At 68.8% G+C, this 24,242-nt stretch carries 21 protein-coding genes; 7 read left to right on the top strand and 14 right to left on the bottom strand.

What is annotated here, in order from left to right; translation table 11 throughout:
• Nucleotides 1-3: 3 nt before the first annotated feature.
• A complete protein-coding gene (locus MBR110_RS29290) occupies nucleotides 4-1,317 on the bottom strand; it encodes an MFS transporter (RefSeq protein WP_034194350.1) in 1,314 nt (437 codons plus the stop codon).
• A gap of 830 nt (nucleotides 1,318-2,147) precedes the next feature.
• On the opposite strand from MBR110_RS29290, the gene MBR110_RS29285 reads away from it, so the two are divergent.
• The 6 genes from MBR110_RS29285 to MBR110_RS29260 all read left to right on the top strand — a co-directional run bounded on the left by MBR110_RS29285 (nucleotide 2,148) and on the right by MBR110_RS29260 (nucleotide 10,053).
• On the top strand, nucleotides 2,148-3,113 hold the full coding sequence (locus MBR110_RS29285) for a helix-turn-helix domain-containing protein (protein WP_014725556.1): 966 nt from the start codon (nucleotides 2,148-2,150) through the stop codon (nucleotides 3,111-3,113).
• Nucleotides 3,114-3,405: 292 nt separating this feature from the next.
• On the top strand, nucleotides 3,406-4,845 hold the full coding sequence (locus MBR110_RS29280) for an APC family permease (protein ID WP_181709602.1): 1,440 nt from the start codon (nucleotides 3,406-3,408) through the stop codon (nucleotides 4,843-4,845).
• A gap of 272 nt (nucleotides 4,846-5,117) precedes the next feature.
• Entirely contained in the window at nucleotides 5,118-6,563 is a 1,446-nt protein-coding gene (locus MBR110_RS29275) for an aldehyde dehydrogenase family protein (RefSeq protein ID WP_014725554.1), read from the top strand.
• Between the two features lie 55 nt (nucleotides 6,564-6,618).
• Nucleotides 6,619-7,983, top strand: a complete 1,365-nt coding sequence (locus MBR110_RS29270) for an aspartate aminotransferase family protein (RefSeq protein ID WP_041494339.1) — start codon at nucleotides 6,619-6,621, stop codon at nucleotides 7,981-7,983.
• Nucleotides 7,984-8,147: 164 nt separating this feature from the next.
• On the top strand, nucleotides 8,148-8,711 hold the full coding sequence (locus MBR110_RS29265; protein ID WP_014725553.1) for a cytochrome b: 564 nt from the start codon (nucleotides 8,148-8,150) through the stop codon (nucleotides 8,709-8,711).
• Between the two features lie 184 nt (nucleotides 8,712-8,895).
• The gene (locus MBR110_RS29260) at nucleotides 8,896-10,053 is read left to right on the top strand and encodes a porin (RefSeq protein ID WP_176000541.1); all 1,158 of its coding nucleotides are present in this window, start codon (nucleotides 8,896-8,898) and stop codon (nucleotides 10,051-10,053) included.
• A gap of 60 nt (nucleotides 10,054-10,113) precedes the next feature.
• Here the strand turns inward: MBR110_RS29260 and MBR110_RS29255 are convergent, their stop codons facing one another.
• Nucleotides 10,114-11,169, bottom strand: a complete 1,056-nt coding sequence (locus MBR110_RS29255) for a porin (protein ID WP_014725551.1) — start codon at nucleotides 11,167-11,169, stop codon at nucleotides 10,114-10,116.
• 211 nt (nucleotides 11,170-11,380) lie between these two features.
• Between MBR110_RS29255 and MBR110_RS29250 the strand changes: the two genes are divergently transcribed.
• Nucleotides 11,381-12,109, top strand: coding sequence for an IclR family transcriptional regulator (locus tag MBR110_RS29250; protein WP_011879740.1), 729 nt, complete (start codon nucleotides 11,381-11,383; stop codon nucleotides 12,107-12,109).
• Between the two features lie 43 nt (nucleotides 12,110-12,152).
• Here the strand turns inward: MBR110_RS29250 and MBR110_RS29245 are convergent, their stop codons facing one another.
• From MBR110_RS29245 to MBR110_RS29195, 12 genes are all read right to left on the bottom strand, one after another.
• Nucleotides 12,153-13,604 carry an NAD-dependent succinate-semialdehyde dehydrogenase gene (locus MBR110_RS29245; protein WP_060081063.1) on the bottom strand — a complete coding sequence of 484 codons (1,452 nt, stop codon included), beginning with the start codon at nucleotides 13,602-13,604 and terminating at the stop codon, nucleotides 12,153-12,155.
• Between the two features lie 106 nt (nucleotides 13,605-13,710).
• Nucleotides 13,711-14,043 carry an NIPSNAP family protein gene (locus MBR110_RS29240; RefSeq protein ID WP_014725548.1) on the bottom strand — a complete coding sequence of 111 codons (333 nt, stop codon included), beginning with the start codon at nucleotides 14,041-14,043 and terminating at the stop codon, nucleotides 13,711-13,713.
• Nucleotides 14,033-15,673, bottom strand: a complete 1,641-nt coding sequence (locus MBR110_RS29235) for a bifunctional 3-(3-hydroxy-phenyl)propionate/3-hydroxycinnamic acid hydroxylase (RefSeq protein ID WP_060081079.1) — start codon at nucleotides 15,671-15,673, stop codon at nucleotides 14,033-14,035. Before MBR110_RS29235 ends, MBR110_RS29240 begins: the two co-directional genes overlap by 11 nt.
• Nucleotides 15,670-16,557, bottom strand: a complete 888-nt coding sequence (locus MBR110_RS29230) for an alpha/beta fold hydrolase (RefSeq protein WP_060081080.1) — start codon at nucleotides 16,555-16,557, stop codon at nucleotides 15,670-15,672. Before MBR110_RS29230 ends, MBR110_RS29235 begins: the two co-directional genes overlap by 4 nt.
• A gap of 27 nt (nucleotides 16,558-16,584) precedes the next feature.
• Nucleotides 16,585-17,190 carry an amino acid synthesis family protein gene (locus MBR110_RS29225; RefSeq protein WP_011879735.1) on the bottom strand — a complete coding sequence of 202 codons (606 nt, stop codon included), beginning with the start codon at nucleotides 17,188-17,190 and terminating at the stop codon, nucleotides 16,585-16,587.
• A 63-nt stretch (nucleotides 17,191-17,253) separates the two neighbouring features.
• Nucleotides 17,254-17,769: a VOC family protein gene (locus MBR110_RS29220; protein WP_034194346.1), complete on the bottom strand. Its 516-nt coding sequence runs from the start codon at nucleotides 17,767-17,769 to the stop codon at nucleotides 17,254-17,256.
• A gap of 12 nt (nucleotides 17,770-17,781) precedes the next feature.
• Nucleotides 17,782-18,819 (bottom strand): sialidase family protein, encoded by a 1,038-nt coding sequence (locus tag MBR110_RS29215; protein WP_034194345.1) that lies wholly within the window; start codon nucleotides 18,817-18,819, stop codon nucleotides 17,782-17,784.
• Between the two features lie 33 nt (nucleotides 18,820-18,852).
• Nucleotides 18,853-19,665, bottom strand: a complete 813-nt coding sequence (locus tag MBR110_RS29210; RefSeq protein WP_011879732.1) for an SDR family NAD(P)-dependent oxidoreductase — start codon at nucleotides 19,663-19,665, stop codon at nucleotides 18,853-18,855.
• A gap of 48 nt (nucleotides 19,666-19,713) precedes the next feature.
• Nucleotides 19,714-21,300, bottom strand: a complete 1,587-nt coding sequence (locus MBR110_RS29205; protein ID WP_014725543.1) for an acetolactate synthase large subunit — start codon at nucleotides 21,298-21,300, stop codon at nucleotides 19,714-19,716.
• A 133-nt stretch (nucleotides 21,301-21,433) separates the two neighbouring features.
• Entirely contained in the window at nucleotides 21,434-21,568 is a 135-nt protein-coding gene (locus tag MBR110_RS32405) for a hypothetical protein (RefSeq protein WP_257785823.1), read from the bottom strand.
• 707 nt (nucleotides 21,569-22,275) lie between these two features.
• Nucleotides 22,276-23,187 carry an ABC transporter ATP-binding protein gene (locus MBR110_RS29200; RefSeq protein ID WP_059453770.1) on the bottom strand — a complete coding sequence of 304 codons (912 nt, stop codon included), beginning with the start codon at nucleotides 23,185-23,187 and terminating at the stop codon, nucleotides 22,276-22,278.
• 45 nt (nucleotides 23,188-23,232) lie between these two features.
• Nucleotides 23,233-24,207 (bottom strand): ABC transporter permease, encoded by a 975-nt coding sequence (locus MBR110_RS29195; RefSeq protein ID WP_011879728.1) that lies wholly within the window; start codon nucleotides 24,205-24,207, stop codon nucleotides 23,233-23,235.
• Nucleotides 24,208-24,242: the final 35 nt, after the last annotated feature.

The following is a 24,242-nucleotide window of genomic DNA, read 5'->3' as shown; positions in this document are numbered from 1 at the left end:
CGGCTACGCTGCGCGCTCGCCGCTCACGCGCGGCGACCGCAGTGTGCGCGGCACCAGGTTCGTCACCAGCAGCGCGCCGAGCATCAGCAGCATCGCAACCACCGCCAGCCCCGCATACGGCGCGCCGGTGCGCGTGAACAGCACGCCGACGAGCCACGAACTGAACGCGCCGCCGAGCGAGCCGAGCATGCTGATCGCCGCGATGCCCGCCGCCGCGGCGCGGCCGGTGAGCTGCGCCGCCGGAATCGTCCAGAACACGATCGGCACGGTGAACGCGCACAGCTGCGCGACGGCCAGCAGCGTCACGGTCATCCAGACGTGCCCGGCCGCGAACCGCAGGAGCAGCAGGCTGCACGCGGTGACGAGCATGCACGCGACCGTATGCCAGCGCCGCTCGCCGTGCCGGTCCGAACTCCACGCGATCGCGACGTTGCCGATCATCGTGAAGACCGAAATCAGCCCGGACAGCCAGCCGACGCCGGACACGGTCGCCACCCCGGACGCCTTCAACACCGACGGCGACCAGAACGTCACCGCGCCCATCCCGACGTAGACGCAGAAATAGATCGCCGCGAGCCCGAGCACGCGGCCGTTGCGGAGAACGTCGAGCACGCCGGCCCCGTCATGCCCGACGACGGCAGCGGCCCGCTCGGCCTGCAGGTCGCGCAACAGCGCGTGCCGGTCCGCGGCCGACAGCCACGCCGCCTGTTCCGGCCGGTCGCTCAGCATCAGCGGCGCGATCAGGCCCAGCGCGATGGCCGGCAGACCTTCGATCAGAAACAGCCACTGCCAGCCGCGCAACCCGAGCGCGTCCTGCAGGTGCGCCATGATCCAGCCGGACAGCGGCCCGCCGATCATCCCGGCCACCGGCACGGCGAGCAGCAGCACGCTGTTCACGCGCGCGCGCACGGCATCCGGAAACCAGTACGACAGATACAGGATGAGGCCCGGAAAGAAGCCGGCCTCGGCCGCGCCGAGCAGAAAGCGCACGACGTACAGCGACACGCTGCCCGTCACGAACATCTGCGCGATCGTGCACAGCCCCCACAGCACCATGATGCGCATCAGCGTCCGGCTCGCGCCGATCCGCGCCAGCACCAGATTGCTCGGCACCTCGAACGCCGCGTAACTGATGAAAAAGATGGCCGTCGCGGCCCCGAACGCGGCCTCGCTCAGGCCGAGGTCCTGCAGGAACTGCAGCTTGGCGAAGCCGATGTTCACGCGGTCGATGAAGTTGACCACGTAGCAGACGAACAGAAACGGAATCACGCGCAGCGCGACCCGGCGGTACAGGAACGCAGAGGATGACTCGGACATCGACGGCTCCCGGAAGATGAACGTCGCTCGCGGCAGCCGCTCGCCGCCGCATGGCAGGGGGCGAGGCCGTCGTCCTGGCGTCCGGACGGCTGCCCCGATGAAGCCGCGCCCCGGCATGCCGAAACGCGTCGAGCGAACGGGCACCGATGCCAGGCCGCATGAACGGATTATATGAATCCCGTAATTTGGTACTAATAGGTGGTTTACATGAGATTCAATCCGCACCTCATTCATCAATGTCCCGGAATCGGGAATCTGGCTTCAGTCATCAACCAAGCCGGCGAGACGAGCAGCTTGCTTCACGCCGCCTGCGGCCCGCGCGCGGCGGCGGAGCACGGGCGACGCGAGATTCGGGCCGGCGGCGCTCTGCCCGGCGCCCGGTAACGGGTGGGGCCCCGAGGCGGTCGGCGCGGAGAACGGCGCGATTTGCCGTCCGCGCGCGTCTACCCCCACTCGAAGGCGACGCCTTCCGCCCTGTCTTCGATCCGCGCTCTCGCCCGTCGCGGCGGCGCCAGAACCACTCGGCGACACCATGCGTAAACCCGCTCTCGACATTAAATTGAATCCCCTATAATGGGATTCACCGACACGACGTGGACGATTACGGCAGCCAGCACCCGCGGTCGGTCCCGTTTCCAGCGGTCGCTTCACTTCATTACGGTCCCCGCAGACCGCGTCACCCCGCGGTTTTTTTCTGGATATGATCGTCTGCACGACCGGTCCCGTGACCGGCCGCCTTCAGCGCAACGCCGCGGCGGGCCGCGCATTGCGCGATTCCCGTGACCCGCGCCGGGCAGCATGAGCCGGCTTCGGCCGGCATTGAATTTGAGATGGGGCGCCTCAGCGACACCATGAACCTGCATGCCGAATCCCGCTGCTTCTCGGACGTCTTCCTCCATTCGCAGGCCATCGTGAACTGGTCGCAGCACTACGACCAGATCAGTCCGGGCATCGCCACGACGACGCTGCGCCAGGTCGCCGGCCAGCGCTTTCACGTGTTCCGCGAACGGATCAACCAGCGTGTCATGCAGCACGGCCTCGCGCCGCGCGGCCGCCTCTGCTTCGCGCTGCCGATCGCGAACACGGCCGCACCGATCGTGCAGGGGCGCACCGTCGCGCGTCCGAGCCTGCTCACGCTGCGCGGCGGCGAAGAGTTCGTCGCGCATCTTCCGTGCGACACCGAAGTGCTCGCCTTCACGATCGATCGCACGCTCACGGCCGATCACGCGCTCGACGAACTGGCGAACCTGCCCGCGCGCGTCCTCCGGCAACCGGTGCTGCCGATCTCGCCGGTGCGCTACCGCACGGCGCTGGACGGCCTCGAGCGCGTGCTCTGCCAGGCGCTCGACCACGGTTCGCTCACGGCCCGCGACGCGTTCGACGAACGCGTGCTCGCCCATAACGTGGTCGGCATCCTGCTCGACCTCGTACAGTCGGACGAAGCGGATGCGGGCGCGCTGCCGTCGGCGTCGACGCAAAGCTACATCGTGCGGCGCAGCCAGGAAATCGCACTGGAATGCGACGACGTGCCGACGGTGATCGATCTCTGCCATCACCTCCGAATCAGCCGCCGCACGCTGCAATACAGCTTTCAGAACGTCGTCGGCACCACGCCGACCGCCTACCTGCGCTCGATCCGGCTCAACGCGGTGCGCCGCTTCCTGATGACGACACCCGAGACGATGCGGATCGGCGACGCGGCGGCGCAATTCGGCTTTTGTCATTTCGGGCGCTTCTCCGCGTACTACCAGCAACATTTCCACGAGCTGCCGTCGCACACGCCGCGCCTGAGCTGAACCGCCGCCGCCGCGGCCGCGCGCCGTATCCGGGTAATTCCCTGCCGCACGGCGCGCGCGGATTGCCGATAGCGGACAACGTCCCGGATTTCGGCACCCTAAATTCTGGCGTCGGCCCGTTCGCACGCATGCACCAGATGCGTGACCGGGCGGCCGTCGAAGCACACACCTGTGTCGTCGCCGCACGGCAGCTCCCGTTGCCGGATCGTCAGGATGGTCCCGCGGCGCACGGACATTGATCAGGCATGCCGTGGTCGCTTCCTGACGGACGATCCGGCCAGCGGGACTACTCATGAACGAATCGTCATCCCGGTCCGACGCGGGGCTCAGCAGGAACGCGGTCGGACTCTCACACATCGTCTTCTTCGTCGTCGCCGCGGCCGCGCCGCTCACCGCGATGGTCGGCGCGACACCGGCGGCGTTCTCGCTCGGCAACGGCCCCGGCGTGCCCGGCGTCTTCGTGCTGGCCGGCGTGATGTACCTGATCTTCAGCATCGGATACGCGGCGATGAGCCGGCATATCTCCAACGCGGGCGCCTTCTATGCGTACATCGCGAACGGGCTCGGGCGGCCCGTCGGCGTGGGCGGCGCATTCGTCGCGATCGTCGCGTACAACGCGGTGCAGATCGCGATCTACAGCATGTTCGGCTTCTTTCTCAACAACGCCGTCCAGCAGCATTACGGCGTCGACGTGCCGTGGTGGGCGTTCGCGCTGGCCTGCGTCGCCGCCGTGCATCTCTGCGGCGCGCGACACATCGAGTTCAGCGGACGGCTGCTCGGCCTGCTGATGCTCGGCGAGATCGCGATCGTGATGCTGCTCGACGTCGCGATCGTCGCGCACGGCGCGACTGCCGGCGGCTTCAGCGCGAGGCCGTTCATGCCCACGGCGGTGTTCGTGCCGGGCCTCGGCACCGCGCTCGTGTTCGTCCTCGGCTCGTACATGGGCTTCGAGGCCACGGCCATCTTCTCCGAGGAGGCGCGCGACCCGAAGCGCACGATCCCGCGCGCGACGTACCTGGCCGTGATCCTCATCATGGTGTTCTACGCGCTGTCGTCATGGGCGATCGTCGAGGCGTGGGGCGAAGGCCACATCGCCGCGCAAGCGGCCCGCGATCCGGCCAATCTGTGGTTCGCCGTCAGCAGCCGGCTGCTCGGCAACATCGCCACCGATGCGATGAACGTGCTGCTCGTCACGAGCCTGTTCGCGGCCATCCTGTCGTTCCACAACACGATCACGCGCTATTTCTACGCGATGGGGCGGGAACGCGTGCTGTGGCGCAAGCTCGGCCATACGTGCCCCGTGCATCGCTGCCCCGACGTCGCGGGCAAGGTGCAGACGGTGATCGCGCTCGCGGCGATCGTCGGCTCGGCCGCGTTCCGGCTCGACCCGTTCGCCATCGTGTTCTCGTGGATGAGCGCGCTCGCGACGATCGGCATCATCGCCGTGCAGATCCTCGTGGCGACGTCGGTGATCGCCTTCTTCGCGCGCGACCATCGGGACGCCTCGATCGTGCACCGCCTGATCGCGCCGCTCATCAGCGTGGTCGCGCTCGGCGCATGTCTCGTGCTGGTGGTGCGCAACCTGTCGGTGCTGAGCGGATCGGACTCCGCGTTCGTCGCGATGTTTCCGTATTTCCTGCTCGCCATCGGCGCGCTCGGCATTCGCGCCGCATTGCGATTGAAGCGCAGCGATCCCGACCTGTACCGCGAACTCGGGCGCGCCGCCCAGTAAGCGCGGCCCGGCGCGCGCAGCGCTGCCGCCGCGCCGCAATCCCACCGCATTCCCATCGCAATCCCGCCGCGGGCGCGTCTATGCATAGACGCGTCGCGCCGCCGTCGGCACGGGTATTCCCTGACCGATACGCGCGGCAGCGATTGCCGATAGCGGACAACGCGCGCCGTTTCATCGACATACAGTGAATCCGACGTTGGACCGCGGCCGTGGCAGCCGTCATCGCCCCGCCCGATCGGCCCGACGCTTCGTACCTGTGACACACGGACACCATGATGAAAATCCAGAACCTGATCGGCGGCCGGCATTGCGATGCCTCCACCGGCCGCACCTTCGACAAGCTGGCGCCCGCGACCGGAGACTGCATCTGCACCGTTCCCGCCTCGAGCGCCGACGACGTCGATCGCGCCGTGCGCGCCGCCCACGACGCATTGCACGACGACGCATGGGCCCGCGCCGGCGGCGCGGCCCGCGCCCGCTGGCTGTATCGGCTGGCGGACCTCGTCGAGCGCGAAAGCGAAGCGCTGGAGAGCCTGCTCGCCGTCGAACAAGGGCGGCCACCGGCCGAGATGCGCATGATGGACCTGCCGATGACCATCGACACGCTGCGCTATTTCGCCGGATGGGCCGACAAGCTCGAGGGCCGGACGATCCCGACCGACGGCTTCATGGGCCGCCCGACGCTCAGTTACACGCGGCGCGCGCCGGTCGGCGTCGCCGGCCAGATCGTGCCGTGGAACGCGCCGCTGATGATCGCCGTATGGAAGCTCGCACCGGCACTCGCGGCCGGCTGCCCGGTGGTGATCAAGCCGTCCGAGGATGCGCCGCTCGCCGTGGCGCGGCTCGGCAAGCTCGCGTGCGAAGCCGGCCTGCCGGCCGGCGTCGTCAACATCGTGCACGGCATGGGCGCCGAGGTCGGCGCTGCGCTCGTCGCGCATCCGCTCGTCAGCAAGATCAGTTTCACCGGCAGTACCGAAGTCGGCCGCACGATCGCCTGCGATGCGGCGCGCACCTTCAAGCGCGTCACGCTCGAGCTCGGCGGCAAGGCCGCGCAGATCGTCTTCGCGGATGCCGATCTCGACCGCGCGATCCCGTCGCTGGTGGCCGGCATGTTCGCGAACCAGGGGCAGACGTGTGCGGCCGGCTCGCGCGTGCTCGCGCACCGGTCGATCGCGGACGCACTCGAAGCGCGGCTCGCCGACGCGGCACGCACCATCCGCGTCGGGCCGCCGACCGAGGCCGGCGTGCAGATGGGCGCGCTCATCAACCCGCGGCATCTCGCACGCGTGCGGGCGCACGTCGCGGCGGCGCTGGCCGAAGGCGCGGTCATGCTCGCCGGCGACGAACAGGTGCCGCCGCGCGGCTGCTTCATGCGCCCGACGATACTCGGCGGCGTGCATCCGGGCATGCGCATCGCGCGCGAAGAAGTGTTCGGCCCGGTCGGCATGGTGATGCCGTTCGAGACCGAGGACGATGCGATCCGGATCGCCAACGACACGCCGTTCGGCCTGTCCGCCTCGGTCTGGACGCAGGATGTCGGCACCGCGCACCGCGTCGCCGAACGGCTCGACGTCGGCGCGGTCGCCATCAACGCATGGAGCCCGATCGATGCGCGCCTGCCGTGGGGCGGCACCCGGCAAAGCGGGATCGGGCGCGACCTGTCGAAGGCCGCGCTCGATTCGTACCTCGAGGAAAAGATCGTCACGGCCGCGCTGTGATGTCGCGGCGCACGCCGCGCCGCACCGTGTTCACGCACTTGAAGAGAGATACCTCATGGACTACCAAAAGCGACAAAAGCGATTCTGGCACCCGATGAGCTCGGCCGCGGCCGGGCATACGACCCCGACGGTCATCATCGCCCGCGGCGACGGCAACTACGTGTACGACGTCGAAGGCCACCGCATGCTCGACGGCGTCGGCGGCCTGTGGAACGTCAACGTCGGCCACAACCGGCCGGAAGTGAAGGCCGCGATCGCGCGCCAGATGGACGAGCTGTCCTACTATCAGACCTTCGACGGCGTGGCCCACCCGCGCGTCTACGATCTGGCCGACCGCCTGTGCGCGATGTTCGAGCAGGAGGACATGCAGCGCGTCATGTTCGGCAGCGGCGGCTCCGACGCGATCGAGACCGCGCTGAAGATGGCGCGCCAGTACTGGGTCGCCGCGGGCGAGCCGTCGCGCACGAAGTTCCTGTCGCTGCGCAACGGCTATCACGGCGTGCACATGGGCGGCACGTCGATCGGCGGCAACGGCGTCTACCACTACAATCACGGTCCGTTGCTGCCCGGCTGCGTGCTGCTGGATACCCCGTGGCTGTATCGCAATCCGTGGAACTGCGATGATCCGGACCAGCTGGTCGAACACTGCATCCGGCAACTGGAGGACACGATCGCCTTTCATGGCCAGCAGACCATCGCGGCGTTCGTCGCGGAGCCGGTGCAGGGCGCCGGCGGCCTGATCGTCCCGCCGGCCAGCTACTGGGCGCGCGTGCGGAACGTATGCGACCGGCACGGCATCCTGCTGATCGCCGACGAAGTGGTGACCGGCTTCGGTCGCACCGGCAGCATGCTCGGCAGCCGCGGCTGGGGCGTCGCCGCCGACATCCTGTGCGTCGCCAAGGGCATTTCGGCCGGCTACGTGCCGCTCGGCGCGACGCTGTACAACGGCCGGATCGCGCAAGCGATCGAGCACGGCGCGGGCTTCTCGCACGTCGTCATGCACGGCTATACGTACAGCGGCCATCCGCTCGCCTGCGCCGCGTCGCTCGCCGTACTCGACATCGTCGAAGCCGAGGATCTCCCGGGCAACGCGGCGCGCATGGGCCAACGCCTGCTCGAGCAGTTGCTGCCGTTGACGCGCGACTTCGAAACGGTCGGCGACGTGCGCGGCAAGGGGCTGATGCTGGCGCTCGATCTCGTGACCGACAAGGCGAGCCGCACGCCGCTCGATCCCGGCAAGGGGTTCGCGGCGCGCGTGGCGGATGCCGCACGCAAGCGCGGCGTGCTGGTCCGGGCGATCGCCAACAAGATCGTGATGTCGCCGCCGCTGACGCTGCAGCCGGAAGAGACCGACCTCATCGCGCATGCGCTGCGCGACGCGCTGCAGGAGTGCTGCGCGGACGCGCGAGCGATCGCCTGACGACGCGGCGCATCGGCCGCACGCGCGTCGTTTCGACGACGCGTGCGCCGCGCGGCGGTCGGGGGCATCGGCCCGGCGCGAGTTGCCCCATACGGCGCGGAATGTCGACGCCGGCGTTCGACATCCCGCCCTTCGCAGTTGTGCCTACACGAGAGACCATCCAGATGAACGACCAGGCTATTGCAATTCCAGCGCACAAGTATCCGCTCACGCTTCGGCTGCTTCATTGGCTCAGGGCGATCCTGATCGGTGCGCAGCTGTGGACCGGATGGACGATGGTCCGGCTCGACGACAACCTGCCCGCCAAATTCGACTGGTACTACCCGACCCACAAGGAATTCGGCGTGCTCACGCTGCTGGTGGTCCTGACCCAACTGGCGATCCGCTCGATGCAGACGTTGCCGCCGCTGCCGGCGAGCCTGCCGAAACTCGACCGCAAGCTCGCCAAGCTCGCCCATTACCTGCTGTACGCGCTGGCCGTCGTCGTGCCGTTGATGGGCTATTCGATGTCGAGCACCTATACGCAGAGCGACGGCGTGCCGTTCTTCGGTCTGCGCGTGCCCGAGCTGCTGGCGAAGAACGACCACTGGTTCGTCGCGTTCCAGTGGCTGCACAGGACGCTCGCCTACACGCTGCTCGCGCTCGTCGTGCTGCACGTGCTCGCCGCGCTGAAGCACCGCTTCTTCGATCCGAACCGCGAGAACGACGTGTTGCGACGCATGCTGTAACGCCGTCGCCGCGCGCCTGCGCGCACCACCCGACGCTTCACCACCGGGCCGCTCGTCGCGGCCCGGCTCGTTCCACGTCACGTCTTTCGTCTTACTAACCGATGGCAGATCCTGATCCGGCGGGAGGCGCGTGCGTGCCCGTCGCGACGCGGGCTGCCATTCCTGCGTCACCCGGAGATCGACAATGAAAAAGAGGATTGCGGCCGTAGCGGCCGTCACGGCGGCCTGCGCGATGGGGTTCAACCTGGGCGCTCACGCGCAGAGCAGCGTGACGCTTTACGGATCGATCGACCAAGGCATCAATTTCACGAGCAACGCGGCCGGAAGCCGCGCCTACCAGATGGTCAGCGGCGACACCGTCGGCAGCAACTGGGGGCTGAAGGGGACGGAAGATCTCGGTGGCGGGCTGCGGGCGATCTTCCAGCTCGAGAATGGTTTCAACGCAAGCACCGGCGCGCTCGGCGTCGCGTCGCGGATGTTCGGCCGGCAGGCCTACGTCGGGCTCGATTCCGATCGCTTCGGCACACTCACGCTGGGCCGTCAGTACGACCCCACGCTCGACATGTGGAGCCCGTTCGCGGCCGCCGGCAACTGGCTCGGCGACTTCGGCGCCCACCCGTACGACAACGACAACGCCGACTGGGACTACCGCATCCAGAACAGCGTCAAGTACGTGTCGCCGACGTACGGCGGCTTCAAGGGCGAAGTGCTCTACGGGCTCTCGAATCAGGCGGGCGGCTTCGCCCGCAACCGCGTCTACAGCGCCGCGATGCAGTACCAGGCCGGTGCGTTCTCCGCCGCCGTCGCGTATCTGAAGGCCAACAACGGCGGCGCGACGGCGGCCGGCGCGTTGTCGAGCGACGATACGGTTTTCAGCGGCCGTTCGCAGCAGAACATCGACGTCGGCGCGTCGTACAAGTTCAATGACAAGCTGACACTGTCCGCCGCCTATTCGCACGTCGATGTCTACAGCCCCGAGGCGAACGTCTACTTCACGAACCAGCCTGCGACGGGCTCGCAGAACGCGTGGAAGTTCGACAATTTCGAGGTCAACGGCCAGTATTTCCTCCTGCCCGACGTGTGGTTCGGCGCCGCCTACACCTATACGCACGCGCGCGTCGCGACGGCGGCGGGCGACGCCTCGCCGAGCTGGCACCAGCTGTCGATGATGCTCGACTACGACCTCAGCAAGCGGACCTCCACGTACATCCAGGGTGCGTACCAGCATGCGACCGGCAACACCGGCACCGACTTCGATCATGCGCACGTGCTCGGCACCGCCGGACAGTCGTCGGGCCGCAACCAGCTCGCGTTGCGCATCGGGATGATGCATCGCTTCTGACATGCGCGCGGCGCGACGGCGGCCGCGCGTTGCGCGTGCCGGCCGTCGCGCGCCGCACCATCAGAACTGGTGGCGCAGGCCCACGCGGACCGCGCTCTGGGTCGACCCGGACGCCGCGCCGCCGAGCGCGGCCTCGACCTGTGCGCCGTACGCGCTGTCGTGCCCGCGCGCGAATACCGCATACAGGCCGGTCCGTTTCGACAGCGAATAGTCGGCCGTCAGCGTGAGCTGGTTGGCCGAGCCCGTATCGCCGCCGCGTTGCTGGAACTGGAAGCCGCCGCCAAGTTGCAGCGACGGCGTCACTGCATAGGTCAGCCCGGCATCGTAGGTCGTGGCCCGCAGCGGTGCGGCCGCGCTGATCCGTACGTCCGACACCATGCCGAACACACGCAGCCGGCCGACGTCGTAGCCGGCGCCGCCCGAGAAGTTGCGGAGATTGCCGCCGGAGGTCACGTCGTGCTGGCCGAAATACACGAGCGCGGCGCTGAACGCGCCTTGCGTGTACGACACCATCGCGCTCTGCACGCTGCTGCGCGCGACCGTGCCCGGTACGTTGCCGAACCCCCACATGCCGCCGAACGACACGCCGCCGAAGGTCGGACTCACGTACTTCACCGCGTTGTTCACCTGCACGCCCCAGACGCGGTTGTCGAGCGCGCCGCCGGCCGACGCATTCGCCGGCAAGCCCCATGCAAGCAGGCCGGCCGGCGTATTCGCGCCGATCGCGAAGGCCGGCATCAGATCGCCGACGAAATCGAACTGACGGCCGAGCGTCACGGTTCCCCAGTCCCCGCCGAGCCCGACGTACGCTTGCGAACTGAACGCGGCGCCCGGCACGGTGAGCGTGCCGTCGGAGGTCTGGAACTGGCTTTCGAGCCGGAAGACCGCAAAGTTCGCGCCGCCGAGATCCTCCCGGCCCGTCAGCCCCCAGACGTCGTTGCGCGCCACGCCGGCCTGCAACGCGAGCTGGCGGCCGCCGCGCGGCGCCGACGCGACATTGCTCGTATAGGTGACGCCGGTGTCCAGCGAACCATAGAGCGTCACGCTCGATTGCGCGAACGCCGGCACGGCGCTGCCGCATCCGTAGATTGCCAGCACGCGGATCCACGTCTTCATCTTCACTCTCCTCTTCATGTAGGGATGCCTATCGAAATCCGTCGTTGCTGGCCGGTGCTGCGCGCCCTGCGGTCGGGCGCCGCGCGACCGACTTCAGTTAGACTACGGCCCTGTCGCCGGCGCAGCGGCAGCGTGCGCCGGCCCGCTTGCGCTGCAACGCCGTCGCGCCGCTCGTTCGGTTGCCGCAACCCGTCTGAACCCGGATCACGTCATGTCGAGCCTGACCAAAATGCTGTCCATCCTTGACGTCTTCTCGTCGTCCGCGACGTCGATGACGGCCGAGGAGATCGCCGAACACATGGGCTTCTCGCGCACCACGTGCTACCGCTACGTGAAGGAACTGGCGTCCGTCGGCCTGCTCGTCGGCAGCAATGGCCGCTATACGCTCGGGCCGCGCATCATCCATCTCGACTACAACATGCGGCAGTCGGACCCGACGCTGAATGCGGCGAAACCGGTGATTCAGCATCTGGTCCAGGTCACCGGCGGCGACGCGCTCGTGTCGACGCTGTTCGACGAGCAGATCATCAACGTGATGCACGAGTCCGGCGCCGAAAACCTGCAGCTGGGCTTCGGGCGCGGCCGCATCATGCCGCTGTTCGTCGGCGCCTCGTCGAAGGTGATCGTCGCCGCGATGTCGCGCGCGCGCCTGAAGCGCCTGCACGAACGACACAACGCGGAGCTCGGCGAATTCGCGACCGACTGGACGGCGTTCTGGCGCCACTGCCAGCAGATCGTCGAGTCCGGCTACTGGATTTCGCGCGGCGAACTCGACGCGGGTTTCGTCGGTATCGCCGCACCGATCCGCACGGCCAGCAGCGGCGAAATCAACAGCAGCCTGTCGCTCGTGTTCCGCGCCGAGCACTTCGCGCTGTTCGACGAGCAGGTGCTCGGCAAACTGCTGATCGACGCCACCGCGCAGATCGGCGCAGCCACCTGAACACGCGCCGCGCCGCGCACGATCGGCGGCAGGCGCCCGCCGGTCAATTCATCTGCGTGACGAATTTCGTGACGAGATAGCCGTCGAACGCTTCCGTGCCGCCTTCGCTGCCGAAGCCGCTGTCCTTCACGCCGCCGAACGGAATTTCCGCCGGCCCCATGCCGAAGTGATTGATGTTGACCATGCCGGCCTCGAGCGCGCGGCTGATCCGGTGCGCGTTGCGCGCCGACGTCGTGAATGCGTACGACGCGAGCCCGAACGGCAGACGGTTGGCTTCGGCGAGCGCATCGTCGAGATCGTCGAACGGCACGATGCCCACGATCGGGCCAAACGGCTCGTCGTTCATCAACCGCGTATCGCGCGCCGGGCCGAGCACGACCGTCGGCGCGAAATAGTAGCCGGGCCCCGGCAGGCGCATGCCGCCCGTGGCGATCTGCGCGCCTTTGGCCGTTGCATCGGCCACGAAGGCGTCGATCTCGTCCACGCGCCGCGCATGCGCGAGCGGCCCCATCGTCACGCCCGCGTCCAGCCCGTAGCCGACGCGGATCGTGCCCACCGCGTCGAGATAGGCACAGACGAACCGGTCGAACGCCGCGCGCTGCACGAAGAACCGCGTCGGCGATACGCACACCTGCCCGGCGTTGCGAAACTTGTACGCGGCCAGCATCGCCGCGGCGCGCTCGACGTCGGCGTCCGCGCAGACGAGCACCGGCGCATGACCGCCCAGCTCCATCGTCATGCGCTTCATCAGCGACGCGGCGAGCGCCGCCAGTTGCTTGCCGACGGGCACCGATCCGGTGAACGAAATCTTGCGCACCAGCGGCGCTTCGATCAGCTGCTTCGATACGTCGCCCGGCACGCCCCAGACGATGTTCAGGCAGCCGGGCGGCAAGCCGGCATCGTGAAACAGCTGCGCGAGCGCGACGATCGCGCTCGGCGATTCCTCCGGCCCTTTCAGCACCAGCGTGCATCCCGACGCCAGCGCGGCCGCGATCTTGTGCATCGCCTGGCTGAACGGAAAGTTCCACGGCGAGAACGCCGCGCATACGCCGATCGGCTCGCGCAGCACCGTCTGCATGACGTCCGGGGAACGGGCCGGCACGACCCGCCCGTAGGTGCGGCGTCCCTCCTCCGCATGCCATTCGAGCTGCTCGGCCGCCGACACGACCTCGGCGATCGCCTCGCGAAGCGGCTTGCCCTGGTCCATCGTGATGTGCCGGCCGATGGTCTCGGCGCGCTCGCGCGCGAGCGCGGCGGCGCGCCGCAGGAGGTCGGAACGCACGAGCGGCGACTCGTGCCGCCACGTGACGAATGCGCGATGCGCGGCCTGCACCGCGGCGTCGATGTCGTGCGCCGTCGCATGCGGCAGCTCGCCGAGCACGCGTGTGGTCCCGGGATCGACGACCGGTTGCGTGCGCCGGCCGTCGGCATCGTGGAACCTGCCGTCGATGTACAGCCGAAGCGGCGCGTAGTCGTGTCGGACGCCGGAGCTCATCCGGGAAGTCAGCGGAGTAAACGGAATCAACGCGGGTGCCTCACGTGGAATTGCATGAAGGGCGCCGGCGCGGCGCGTGACCGCCGCCGGCACGACGACCGGCAGGTCACGCCGCCGGTTGCGGCCAGGCCAGCAAACCGCCGATTTCCTGCCGGAGAATCCGGTTCTCCTGCCGGACCAGCAGATGCCGCACCTTGCCGCGGAACACGCCGAACGCCGGATCGGCCATCAGCGCCGCGCGACGCCGTGCGCGCTCGTCGAGCGAATCGAAGGCCCACAGATACACGAGCTGGTTCAGCGGCCCGACTTCGGTCGTGAAACAGCCGACCATCGTGCCGAGCGCCTGCTCCTGCGGCGCGCGACCGCACTCCGCATAGAGCCGCAGATACTCGGCGACGCCGCCGGGCACCAGCGTATAGATGCGTTGCTCAACAAACATGCGCGGCCTCCGCTTGCTGCTGCGGCGCGAATGCGCGGAACGCGGCCGTCACGCCGGCGATGCCGATCGCGTCGGTCTGCGCGGCGACGTACCGGTCCGGACGGACGACGACCAGCGGCCCCGCATGCCGGTCGAACCAGTCGGCCATCGCGTTGTCGACGTCTTCGACGCACTCGCTGCCGTGCGCGCTCGCGATGCGCTGCTCGCGGCACGTGCCGCTGCGCGACCGGACGATCTGCACGAACTTCGCGCCCAGCGCGGTCCAGAACGCGCGATCGTCGTCGCTCAGGCTCGCTTGCGGATCGCATTGCCAGCCGATGATCGAAAACCACGGGCCGAGCACGTCGTCGAGCTTGCGGCGCACACCGTCGGCCGTTTCGACGTCGGGCTGGACGATCATCCGGCCGATCGCGCCCGACGCATCCGATGCGCCCGTCACCACGATCCCGCGCGTATAGCTCGGCATCGGCTTGAAACGCATTTGCAGCACGTAGTCCTTCAGGCCCGGCGCAAACCGCGCGGCCGCGAGCAGCCGATCGCGCAGGAATGCGACCGGACGGCTGGTCGGCATCAGCATCGCGCCGAACGTGTCCGCGAGGTCGATCATCGCCTTCGCATGGGCGCGGCGCTCCGTTTCGTAGGTCGCGAGCACGCCGGGGTTCAACGTACCGTGGACGATCCCGGCCAGCTTCCACGCGAGGTTGCCCACGTCGCGCAGGCCCGCATTCAGCCCTTGCCCGATCCACGGCGGGCTCAGATGCGCGGCATCGCCGACGAGCGCTATGCGGCCCGCGACGAAGCGCTCCGCCACGCGCGAGTGATGCGTGTAGGTGCGCGCCCGGACGATCTCCAGCCGCTCGACGTCTGCGACGTACGGTGCGATCAATGCGCGTATCGACTCCGGTTGCGCGATCGCCTGTTCGTCCTCGTGCGGAAACACGAGAAACTCCCAGCGCCGGTAGTTGAACGGCAGATAGATGCACACGTTCGGGCGGCGCGGGTCGCAGTTCAGCGCGGTGCAGGGCTGGTCGAGGCCGGCGTTCTTCACGTCGACCACGACCCACTTCATCGGATGCGTCGTGCCGGCGAGCGGGATGCCGAGCATCTCGCGCAGCGGACTGCGCCCGCCGTCGGCCGCCACCACGTAATCGGCGTCGAGCGCATAGTGCTGCCCGTCGGCGCCCTGCACCCGCAGCGTCACGTGCGCGTCGTCCTGCTCCAGCCCGACGACTTCCTCGCCGGTGCGCAGCGACACGTGCGGATAGCGCGCCAGCGCATCGCGCAACGTGCGCTCAGCCAGGTGCTGCATGAAGATGTTGCGCCGCCACCAGCCGAACTCGCGGACCGACGGACGCACGTCGGCGAAGCATTCGCCGCGCGCATTGAACATCCGCAACGGCACGTTCTGGATGATGTCGCGACTCAGCTCGTCGGCCACGCCGGCAGTCTGGAACAGCCGCAGCGCTTCGTCGTCGATGCCGACCGCGCGCGGGAAGTCGACGATCTGCGGCGCCCGCTCGACCACGACCGTATCGACGCCATACAGGCCGAGCAGGTTCGCCAGCGCCGCGCCGTTCGGCCCCGCGCCGACGATCGCGACCGAGGTCCGGTTCCGGTTGTCCGCTTTCATGCGCCCCGCTCCCCCGCGCGCCATGCCGGATCGTCGAGACGGTCGAGCCATTCGCGCAATGCGCCGTTGAACGCCGCGGGCCGATCGTCATGCACGTAGTGCGTCGCGCCCGCGATATCGACCCGCTCGATCACGGCGTTGGCCGCGCTCATGTCGGCCGCGACCTGCGCGGACAGGAAGTCGGAGTCGCCGCCGCGCAGCAGCAGCGTCGGCACCCGCAGGCTCCGTATCAGCGGCCACAGGTCGACCAGTTGCTCGGGTGTCGCGGCGAGCCGCGCGGCCGCGATTCCCGCGGCGTCGTGCCGCCAGACGATGCGTCCGGGCGTGTCCTCCCGCAGCGAATGCGCGACGCGGGAATCGAGCGCCGCCTCCGGCAGGTTCGGCCGCTGGCGGCGCCAGAACGCGCGCGCGTCGGCCCACGTCGCGAACCCGTCGGGCGTTTCCAGCAGCTCGCGCTTGATGCGCGCCGATCCTTGCGAGCCGACGGACGCACCGGGGCCCATGTCTTCGATCACGAGGCCGGCGAGCCGCTCCGGATCGCGGCCCGCATAGACGAACGCGTTGGCGCCGCCCATCGAATGGCCCACGAGCACGAAGCGCCGCAGGCCGAGCGCCCGTACCAGCGCGTCGAGATCGCGCACATAGGCCGCCGCGTAATATTCGCGCCGCGGGTCCCAGTCGCTCGCGCCGCGCCCGCGCTGATCGAGCGCGACGACGCGGTAGCGGTCGGTCAGCGCATGCGCCGCGTCGGCCCACGTCTGCGCGTAGCTGCGCAGGCCATGCAGCATCACCACGGCCGGCGCATCGTCGCGCCCCCAGCTGACGTAGTGCAGCCGCAAGCCGTCGCTGACGATCCATCCATCGGTTCCGGATGCCCGGTTCATCGTTCGCCCTCCGCGCCGCGCCAGCATTCAGACCAGACCGTCGCGGCCGACGATCTCGCTCGCCTTCAGCCCGCCGAGCCGCGCATGCAGGCGGCCGCGTGTCGCGAACGCGAAGATCACCAGCACTTCGTCGTCGTTCGGCGCATCGGGGAACAGGCAGGTGACGGTGTCGTAGTGCGAGCGCACGTACAGCGCGTCCTTGTGCGCGAGCGGCACGTCGATCACCGTGTTGATCGGGCCGCGCTTGCCGCTCGACGGCACCCACGCCTTGCCGCCGCCGAGCGCCGCGCGGATCGGTTCGGCGAAGATCGACGTGAGGAACGCGTTGCCGTGCTCGTACTCGCCCGCCGAGCCGACGAGACACGCCTTGCCGTAGCTCTCGATCGCGCGCCCCGCCGCGAGCGCTTCGATGCGTCGCGCGAACTCGCGGCCGAGCGCGGGCGACGGACGCACGAGGTCGTCGAGGTTCTCGCTGAAACGCCCGGCGTACGGATTGTGGACGGCCGCCGCGATCACGATCTTGCGCAGCGGTTCGCCGTCGGCCAGCTGGCCGGTCTCGTTCGCGAGCGAATCCTCGATCTGCGTGTACCACTTGCGGATATGAAAGCCTTCGAAATTGGCGGTCTTGCTCATCGGGATTCCCTGGTCAATGGTGTGGAGGTGCGGTGGTTCGGAGCGGCAACGGCGGCGGCGACGCTAGTCGAACAGCGGTTCGAGCTGCATCGGATCGCTGGGCGCGTGGTAGCGGTTGAGCACGCGCTTGCCTTCCTCGTCGTCGGTGACGGTCTCGCAGAAGAACTCGAGGCGGTTGCCGTCCGGATCGTTGAAGTACACGCCGATGCCCACCTTGTGATCGGTGATCTTGACGATCGGCACGTGGCGGCGGATCAGCATGCCGTACAGGCGGCGCAGCTCGGTCAGCCCGCCCGCGATTTCGAGGCCGTAGTGCTGCAGCCCGATCGTGCCGAGCTCCGCATCGGACGCCGCGCGGATCAGCGCGATGTCGTGATGCTTCTGTCCGAACGACATGAACACCCACTGATCGCCGCGCGCGGTTTCCTTCATGCCGAGCACGTCGGCGTACCAGGTGCTCGAGCGCACCGGATCGCGCACGAACAGCGACAAGTGGGTGCGCTGAATGTGCGGCGTCGGCATCGGCCGGCCGCTCGCGTTCGCGCGTTCGGCCTGCTGCCGGAAGTCGGATGACGTCATCGCGGGCTCCGGTCAGTGCGTGGATTGCGCATGGGCCACGAGCGGCGCTTCGAACGGCGTCCATGCGACCGCCGTGATCTCGCTGAAATCGCGCCATTCCTTGGTCCAGTTCCGGCCGCCGTCGCGCGAGCGGAACAAGTGGCCGTACTTGGTGCCCGCATAGACGAGCTCCGGGCGCGCGCCGTGGACGCCGAACGCCCAGAACGTCGAGTTCGGCGGCGTCTGCAGGTCCGTCTCGCGCCAGGCGCGGCCGCGGTCGGTCGAGCGGTAGATGCGGCTTTGCGTGCCCGGCGTGCCGTCGCCGATCGCCATCAGCAGTGCGCCGTCGGGCGTCGCCAGCGGCACGACCGTGCGGGTGTAGTACAGCCCGTCGAAACGCTCGCGCGACAGCTCGCCGTCCCACGTCCGTCCGTCGTCATCGCTCACGTACACGGCATTCACCGTCAGCAGCAGCGTGGTCTTCGCGGTATCGGCCGTCGCGGGCAACACGGCGATCGCGTGAATGTCGCTGTTGCGGATCGCGGTGCCTGGGCCGTCCACCCGCGCCCAGGTCGCGCCGCCGTCGCGGCTGCGCCATGCACCGCCTTCCTCGACGCCGTACCACACGTTGCGGCTGTCGCTCGGGTCGACGCAGATCGTCAGCAGGCGCGGCCGGTTGACGCCGGAGCAGAACTCGGGGAATACGGGCGCCGTCGGCGTCCAGCTCATGCCGGCGTCGGTCGACTTGTAAAGCGCGGCCCGCGACGGCGCGCCGGTGCCCGCGTAGAGCACCGCCGGGTTCGCCGGATCGATCGCGATGGACCAGACGGTCTGCCCGTTCAGCGCGTTCGCGGGGCGATACCAGTGCGCGCCGCCGTCGTCGCTGATGCACAGCCCCGCATCGGCGCCGGCATACACGCGCGACGGCGTGGCCGGGTCCACGGCGAGCGCGCGCACGATGCCGTCGAATTCGATCGGCTCGGTCAGGCCGAGGCGATGCCAGGTCTTGCCGTCGTCGTTCGAGCGCAGGATGCCTTGTCCGGCCGTGGCGACCAGTACGGTTGCGGTCATGGGAAGCTCCTTGTGTCGGGGAAGTCGGGGAAATCAGAGGAAGATGCCGCGGGTGAGCCCGCCGTCGCAGCCGATCGACTCGCCGGTGATCGAGCCGGCTTTCGGCGACGCGAGAAACGCGACGATCCAGCCCATCTCCTCGGGCTGCAGCACGCGCCGGATCGGCGTCGCCTTGACGTAGTTGGCCTCGACCTCGGCGGCCGTCAGCCCCTGCTTGTGCGCTTCCTTCTCGTAGAGTTCGTGGATGTGCGGCGTCTCGACCACACCCGGATGAATCGTGTTCACCGTGATGCCGAACGGCCCGAGCTGATCGGACAGCGTCTTGGTCAGATGCACGATCGCCACGTTGCGCATGCCGGACAGCTGCTTGCTGCCGCGGCCCGTCAGGCCGCCGACGTTCACGATCCGGCCGAAGCCGTTGCGGCGCATGTACGGCGCGGCCGCCTTCGCGCAGCGCAGGTAGCCGATCACCTTGATGTCGATGTCCTGCAGCAGGCCCTGCGGGTCCGCATGCTCCAGCTCCGCGCGCACCAGGCCGCCCGGATGCGCGGCGCCGTTGAGCAGGACGTCGAGGCGTCCGAAACGTTCGACGCTGGCCGCCATCGCCGCTTCGATGGAGCGCATGTCGGTCGTGTCGAGCGTGACCGGCAGGATCGCGCCCGCGGCGCTGCCGAGCGGTTCGAGCGCCGTGCGAAGCTCGGCGGCGGCGGCCTCCAGGTGTTCCATGCGCCGCGCCGCGATCGTGACGTTGACGCCTTCGCGGGCCAGCTCCAGCGCAACGGCCTTGCCGATGCCCATGCTGCCGCCGGTGATGAACGCGGCCTTTCCGTTGAGTTGCAGATCCATGGCGAGAAATGGTGAGAGTCGGGATTGATGGAGCGGGCAAGCGCCCGCTTAGGCGAGGCACATCTCGATGAGGCGCGGCCCGTCGGTGTGCGCGAGCGCGTCGTCCAGCGCGCGCGACAGCGCCTGCGTCGTGCTCACGCGCTCGGCCGGCACGCCGTAGCCGGCCGACAGCGCGAGCCAGTCGATCGGCGGATCGTCCAGCAGCGTCAGCCGGCTCGCGTGCGGCGTGTCGGCCGGCTGGCCGTTGCGCGCGAGTTCCGTCTGCAGGATCGCGTAGCGCCGGTTCGATGCGATCAGCATCACGATCGGCAGACGCTCGCGCGCCATCGTCCACAGCGCCTGGATCGTGTACTGCGCGCTGCCGTCGGATTGCAGCGCGAACACGCGGCGCGCCGGGCATGCGACGGCGGCGCCGAGCGCGACCGGCAGCCCCTGGCCGATCGCCCCGCCGGTGTTCGTGAGGATCGTGTGCCGGCGCGCGCGCGCCGACGCCGTCACGAACGGATAGCCGCAGGTGCCGCCTTCGATCGACACGATCGCGTCGTCCGGCAGCGCGTCGGCCAGCACGCGCCCGGCCGTCTGCGGCGTCAGCGGGCCGGCTTCGACGTTCCAGCGTGCGACGCGCACGCCGTCGACGTCGGCCGTCGCGCCGACGGCTTCGGCGAGCGCTTCCAGCGCCGCGTCGGCCGCCTCGCCCGGATCGGCCAGCGTGACGAGGTCCTCGGGCGGCGCGAGCTCGCCCGGGATGCCTTCGTATGCGAAGTACGTGACGGGCGCGAGCGCGCCGGCGAGCACGACCTTGCGCCCGGCGAGGGCCGCGCGCGCCGGCTCGGGAAAGTACGGCAGCCGGTCGATGTCCGGCAGGCCGCCGCCGCGCTCCGCGCGGGCGGGAAAGGTTTCGCCGAAACAAGCCGCGCCGGTGGCCGCCGCAATCCGCGCTGCCGCCTTCTGGCCGCGCGCGGACAGCGCTCGGGCGCCCAGCAGCAGCACCGCGGGCACGCCGGTGCGCAACAGGTCCGCGACCCGTGCGAGCCGGGCCGCGTCGAATGCGGGCACGGCCGGTGCGGCCTGCGCACGCGGCTGCGATGCGGTTTCGTTCACGGCCGCAGACTGCAGATCGACCGGCAGCACCAGCGTCGCGACGCCCGAGGCCGCCGCGGTCGCTGCCGCGATCGCGGCGGCGGTGTCGCGCGCCAGATCGTCGGCATGCGCGACGCTGCGATACCAGACCGATACCGGCCGCGCGAGCGATTCGATGTCGGAGGTGAGCGGCGCGTCGTATTTCAGATGCGCGCGCGCGTGATCGCCGACGATGTTCAGGATCGGCGTGCGGGCACGGCGGGCGTTGTGAAGGTTGGCGATGCCGTTCGCGTGGCCCGGCCCGAGGTGCAGCAGCGTCATCGCGGGCTTGCCGGCCATCCGGCCGTAACCGTCCGCGGCGCCGGTGCAGACGCCCTCGAACAGCCCCAGGATCGGACGCACGCCCGCCACGCGATCGAGCGCGACGACGAACGGCATTTCCGTCGTGCCGGGATTCGCGAAACAGACGTCGACGCCGCGCTCGCGCGCCGTTTCGAGCACGATGCTCGCGCCATCGCGGGTTCGGGCATCGGTGTCCAGGTGTGGGATTTCCATTCGGCGGCTCTGGGTAGGTGACGAAGTGGAATTCACTTTAATCCCGAAATACGGGATTTGTCAAACTATCGCTATTGACAACGGCGGCTGAACGGATTCACGTTTACCCGGTTAAATTGCGAATTCCTGTCGTTCAGGTTGCTGTCCCGCCGCCGCCCGTCAGGCTGCGAGACATCGCGAATTCCCGTATTTCGGTATTCATGGAAACGGCGTCGCGTTCGACGCGGCGCCGCTTGCCGGCGTGTTCGCGCGCGCTGAGGAGGCTCATTGATGGACGGACACGTGGGCCGCACCAGGGATGAAGACGAATCGCGACCGATCGAACGATGGAGAGAGGGAAGCCCGCACTCGCATCAGCGTGCGCGGGAAGGGCAATGTGAGCGGCGCCGAGCACTTGGCACTCGCCGGGCGGGTCAACGCGTTACGCCGAACGTTCGGCTTGTTGACGGCAACGGCTACGGCGTGCGGCCGACGCCGTCGCTTGCGCCGGCCGCACGCGCGACGGTGGACGACTCGCAATCTCTGAGGCGAAGTCATCGACCCGTCGCATCGGTGTTCGCCGTTCGCGGTCTTGGTTCAATGCGCGCGGTACGCCTGCGGTGCCCGTGCCGCTCGTTGTATTGGGGCGGGCGCGGCTTGTCGATCGGCGACCGTCTCGCGGCCGCGTTCGGCGCGGGCGCAACTCGAACGCGCCGCCCGGTGGGCGGCTCGCGTTCCGCCTGTCAGCGTGCCTCCGTCGGCGTCGCGATCGTCGCGATAGCACGCGTCGCGCCGACGTGCGCGACGGTGCACCGGCTGACCGTCGAGCAGCACGAGACACATGGCCATCGCCTGGCGGACGACCCGGCCATTTCGACGCGACGACGCGTTGCTATCCGAACCCGCCCGCGTTCATCGCGAAAGCGTGATCGTCCCCGCCGCGTGTACAACCCACGCCCGCAAGCCGACACCACGCACTCGCCACGAATCGAACCGCTACTCGACGTTATCCGCCACGTCGGTCATCCGGATCATGTGCGGCCTGACGCCGTCGTCGTCCGCCGGTGCGGCTTCCTTCGGATGGATCAGCGCGTCGAGCCGCGCCTTCGTCGCGATGAACTCCGGCGTATTGACCTGCGAGCCGTCGCGCGGCCGCGGCACCGGCACCTCGATCAACTCGTGCACCGAGCCCGGATTCGCCTTCAGCACCAGAATCCGGTCGGCCAGCAGGATCGCCTCGTCGAGATCGTGCGTGATGAACAGAATCGTCACGTCGATGTTGCGCCAGATGTCGAGCAGATGCGCCTGCATCTTCGCGCGCGTCTGCGCGTCGAGCGCGCCGAACGGCTCGTCCATCAGCAGGATGCGCGGGCGGTTCGCGAGCGAGCGCGCGATCGCGACGCGCTGCTTCATCCCGCCCGACAGCTGGTGCGGATACACGTCGGCGAAGCGCGTGAGCCCGACCAGATCGAGCCACTGCAGCGCCTCGCGCTCGGCCTCGCCGCTGCTGCTGCCGTTCATCCGCAGGCCGAACATCACGTTCTTCTTCACGGTGAGCCACGGAAACAGCGTGTAGCCCTGAAACACCATCCCGCGATCGGCGCCCGGCCCCTGCACCGGCTTGCCGTCGAGCAGCACCTCACCGCTCGTCTGCGTGTCGAGCCCGGCCAGGATGCGGATCAACGTCGACTTGCCGCAGCCCGACGGGCCGATCACGCAGACGAACTCGCGCCGGTGCGTGCGGAAGCTGATGTCGTCGAGCGCGACGCACTCGCCCTGCGGCGTCGCGAAACGCTTGCCGACGTGCCGCACGTCGAGGATCACGTCGCGGGCCTTGAGCCGCGCGAAGCGCTCGCGCACCGCGTCGGATTGAATCAGGTAATCGGGAACGGCTTGCGGGTTCTGCATGATGGCCTCTGCAACGATCGGTCGATGGGTATGCGCGAGCGGGCGTCACGCTTTGAGCGTGCGGTCCCACGGAAACAGCCGGCGGCCGAGCGCGCCGAGCGCGAGATCGGTGCCGACGCCGATGATCCCGATCATCAGGATCGCCGCGTAGACGTTGTCGAAATGCTGGTAGCGCGCCTGCTGGCTGATGTACCAGGTGATGCCCGAGCTGGTGCCGACGAGCTCCGCGACGATCAGATAGGTCCATGCCCAGCCGAGCAGGATGCGCTGGTCGCGATACAGGTCGGGCAGCACGCCCGGAATCACGACGTGCGTGAGCAGCTTCAGCTTGTTGGTGCCGAGCGTCATCGCGGCCTCGAACAGCCCGTATTCGAGCTTGCGCGTGGTGTTCGCGACGATCAGCACCTGCTGGAACAGCGTACCGATCACGATGATGGCGATCTTCGGCGCGTCGTAGATGCCGAGGATCGCGACCATCAGCGCGCCGAACGCCGGGGCCGGCAGGTAGCGGAAGAATTCGAGGAACGGCTCCTGCAGCCGCGCGAGCGCGCTGAACGTGCCGCACACGATGCCGAGCGGCACGCCGATCGCCGACGAGATCACGAAGCCCCAGAAGATGATCCGGATGCTGTGCCACAGGCTCTCGTGCAGCCACACGCCGTCGCGCGACGCGGGCGGCGTCGTGAACGCGGTATAGAACGCGCGCAGCACCTGATGCGGCGCCGGCAGGTACACCGGATTCGCGCGCACGCCCTCCGGCACGGCCGCGTGCGTGGCGCGCGCATGCGCGAGCTCGTCGTCGAACACGTCGCGGTCGATCTGCATGCCGGTCTGGAAATAGTCGACGCTGCCGGGATTCGTGATGCGCATTTGCGGATGCCAAATGAACGGCACGTAGCTGACCAGGCACCAGACGGCGAACGGCAGCAGGAAGGACGCGATGCCGAGCGTCCACTTGCCGCGCGTCGTCAGTTCGCGGCGCACGGCGAGCCATCCGGTCGTATTGCGGGTCGTTGACATGGAAATCTCCGTATCGTTTGGGTGCCGGTCGCGCG

It is taken from the genome of Burkholderia sp. MBR-1 (assembly GCF_013822785.1).
GTDB classification, from domain to species: Bacteria; Pseudomonadota; Gammaproteobacteria; order Burkholderiales; family Burkholderiaceae; genus Burkholderia; species Burkholderia vietnamiensis.
Note: the sequence above shows the minus strand (reverse complement) of the source record. Positions and strands in the feature narration are given on the sequence as shown.

Excerpts from the sequence above, each read along its gene's own strand:
- MBR110_RS29275 (WP_014725554.1), top strand. The coding sequence starts at position 5,118 with ATGATGAAAATCCAGAACCTGATCGGCGGCCGGCATTGCGATGCCTCC.
- MBR110_RS29255 (WP_014725551.1), bottom strand. The coding sequence starts at position 11,169 with ATGAAGACGTGGATCCGCGTGCTGGCAATCTACGGATGCGGCAGCGCC.
- MBR110_RS29200 (WP_059453770.1), bottom strand. The coding sequence starts at position 23,187 with ATGCAGAACCCGCAAGCCGTTCCCGATTACCTGATTCAATCCGACGCG.
- MBR110_RS29280 (WP_181709602.1), top strand. The coding sequence starts at position 3,406 with ATGAACGAATCGTCATCCCGGTCCGACGCGGGGCTCAGCAGGAACGCG.
- MBR110_RS29245 (WP_060081063.1), bottom strand. The coding sequence starts at position 13,604 with ATGAGCTCCGGCGTCCGACACGACTACGCGCCGCTTCGGCTGTACATC.
- MBR110_RS29215 (WP_034194345.1), bottom strand. The coding sequence starts at position 18,819 with ATGACCGCAACCGTACTGGTCGCCACGGCCGGACAAGGCATCCTGCGC.
- MBR110_RS29195 (WP_011879728.1), bottom strand. The coding sequence starts at position 24,207 with ATGTCAACGACCCGCAATACGACCGGATGGCTCGCCGTGCGCCGCGAA.
- MBR110_RS29225 (WP_011879735.1), bottom strand. The coding sequence starts at position 17,190 with ATGAGCAAGACCGCCAATTTCGAAGGCTTTCATATCCGCAAGTGGTAC.
- MBR110_RS29235 (WP_060081079.1), bottom strand. The coding sequence starts at position 15,673 with ATGAAAGCGGACAACCGGAACCGGACCTCGGTCGCGATCGTCGGCGCG.
- MBR110_RS32405 (WP_257785823.1), bottom strand. The coding sequence starts at position 21,568 with ATGAGCCTCCTCAGCGCGCGCGAACACGCCGGCAAGCGGCGCCGCGTC.
- MBR110_RS29220 (WP_034194346.1), bottom strand. The coding sequence starts at position 17,769 with ATGACGTCATCCGACTTCCGGCAGCAGGCCGAACGCGCGAACGCGAGC.
- MBR110_RS29265 (WP_014725553.1), top strand. The coding sequence starts at position 8,148 with ATGAACGACCAGGCTATTGCAATTCCAGCGCACAAGTATCCGCTCACG.
- MBR110_RS29250 (WP_011879740.1), top strand. The coding sequence starts at position 11,381 with ATGTCGAGCCTGACCAAAATGCTGTCCATCCTTGACGTCTTCTCGTCG.
- MBR110_RS29205 (WP_014725543.1), bottom strand. The coding sequence starts at position 21,300 with ATGGAAATCCCACACCTGGACACCGATGCCCGAACCCGCGATGGCGCG.
- MBR110_RS29230 (WP_060081080.1), bottom strand. The coding sequence starts at position 16,557 with ATGAACCGGGCATCCGGAACCGATGGATGGATCGTCAGCGACGGCTTG.
- MBR110_RS29210 (WP_011879732.1), bottom strand. The coding sequence starts at position 19,665 with ATGGATCTGCAACTCAACGGAAAGGCCGCGTTCATCACCGGCGGCAGC.
- MBR110_RS29270 (WP_041494339.1), top strand. The coding sequence starts at position 6,619 with ATGGACTACCAAAAGCGACAAAAGCGATTCTGGCACCCGATGAGCTCG.
- MBR110_RS29260 (WP_176000541.1), top strand. The coding sequence starts at position 8,896 with ATGAAAAAGAGGATTGCGGCCGTAGCGGCCGTCACGGCGGCCTGCGCG.
- MBR110_RS29240 (WP_014725548.1), bottom strand. The coding sequence starts at position 14,043 with ATGTTTGTTGAGCAACGCATCTATACGCTGGTGCCCGGCGGCGTCGCC.
- MBR110_RS29290 (WP_034194350.1), bottom strand. The coding sequence starts at position 1,317 with ATGTCCGAGTCATCCTCTGCGTTCCTGTACCGCCGGGTCGCGCTGCGC.
- MBR110_RS29285 (WP_014725556.1), top strand. The coding sequence starts at position 2,148 with ATGGGGCGCCTCAGCGACACCATGAACCTGCATGCCGAATCCCGCTGC.